The organism is Mesorhizobium sp. M5C.F.Ca.IN.020.29.1.1 (genome assembly GCF_003997375.1).
Taxonomy (GTDB): Bacteria; Pseudomonadota; Alphaproteobacteria; order Rhizobiales; family Rhizobiaceae; genus Mesorhizobium; species Mesorhizobium wenxiniae.
In genome coordinates this window covers 1-1,291 of record NZ_RZSW01000964.1, presented here as the reverse complement: position 1 = coordinate 1,291, position 1,291 = coordinate 1, and the positions used below count along the sequence as shown (strand labels likewise).

Genomic DNA, 1,291 nt, shown 5'->3' with positions numbered 1-1,291 from the left:
GGCGCCGTGAACAGCCTTTACAGCGGCAGCGTCAACGCCTCGGCGCTGCTGGCCGCACTGACGCAGCAAGCTTCGCAAGGCGTGACGACCCGGGAACAATCGTTGCAGTCGGCGACCGGCCAAATCGGTCAGGCGGAGAACGTCAAGGGTTCTGTCGACGAAAACACGCGCATGCAGCTGGAAACCGCGCGTTCGATCAACGAGCTGATCGGCGTCCAGAACGGCGCCGTATCGGCCCTCAATGAAGACCTGAAGTTCCGGCTGACGCAACAATCTCAGGTACAAAAGCTGCTGCAATTCAAAGACGTTAACCCGTTCAAGGATGCCGGCGGTTCACAGTAAATCGTTTGCTACGGAGCGGAGATCGCCGGCATCGATCCGGGGAACGGTGCCGGCGATCGTGACTCTGACGGCGGAGACAAGCTCATGAATTCTCGGGTGTTTTTGGCGCTGACGATCGTTGCGCTGGCAACTGCCTGCGCAAGACCTGGCCGTGAGCTCAAGGCGCCTTGCGGCCCGATTTCCTCGTACGCAGCCAATGACGCGTGCGGCGAGTTGAAGCCGGCAAACTCGGCATTCGACAAGGTGGTGTCGGAATAGGCATGAATCCCGTTTCGACCATCATCAGCGACCTTCTGAGCGGTGTCGATCAGGCCGGGGCTCGCTTTGTAGAGGTCCTGTACAAGCGCATCGGCCTTTATAGCGAAAACCTGTTCTTCGCGATGCTGGTCCTCTACGTGGTCATTTGGGGTTACATGCAGATTTTCGGCCGCTCGACTGCCTCGCCGCTGGAGGCCGCGTGGCGCCTCGGCCGCGCGATGTTCATCTACTGGATGGTCACGAACTGGGCTCCGTTCTCCGAGACAATCTATACGCTCGTCCAGTCGATCCCGGAAGTTCTGGCCAACCGCATCGTCCAAACGATTTCGTCGACGACCGGCACTCAGGTTTCATCGGTCGATGCTGTGCCGGCAATGTTCGACGCTCTCTACGAAGCGACGTTGCGGGTGGTGCCCGAACTCTACACGTCAGTGTTGACCGATTTCTTCGGCGCCCTTCTGGCGATCATCATCATCATTTTTACGCTGCTGTTCATCGGCGTCGCCGTAGCGGCGATTATCGCTGCAAAAGTCCTTCTTTTCATCATACTGGCTCTTGGGCCGGTGTGGATCATCATGGCCCTCTTCAATTATTCCTTCAAATTCACCGAAGGCTTTTTCTCCGTCACTGCGAACTTGGTGGTGCAGCAGTTGCTGATCTACGGCTTCCTGGGTTTCTACTACTACATGGT

The 1,291-nt window shown here is 57.6% G+C and carries 2 protein-coding genes and 1 pseudogene; all 3 read left to right on the top strand.

Annotated elements, in window-relative coordinates:
* Nucleotides 1-342, top strand: a pseudogene (locus EOA85_RS37940) (hypothetical protein); the annotation flags it as partial.
* An 84-nt stretch (nt 343-426) separates the two neighbouring features.
* The gene (locus EOA85_RS37935; protein WP_164760139.1) at nt 427-600 is read left to right on the top strand and encodes a hypothetical protein; all 174 of its coding nucleotides are present in this window, start codon (nt 427-429) and stop codon (nt 598-600) included.
* A gap of 2 nt (nt 601-602) precedes the next feature.
* Nucleotides 603-1,291 (top strand): type IV secretion system protein (locus EOA85_RS35420; RefSeq protein WP_164760138.1); only part of this gene is annotated, 689 nt, incomplete at its 3' end.

Bases quoted from the DNA above. Each gene is read 5' to 3' on its own strand.
- EOA85_RS37935 (WP_164760139.1), top strand. From the start codon at position 427: ATGAATTCTCGGGTGTTTTTGGCGCTGACGATCGTTGCGCTGGCAACT.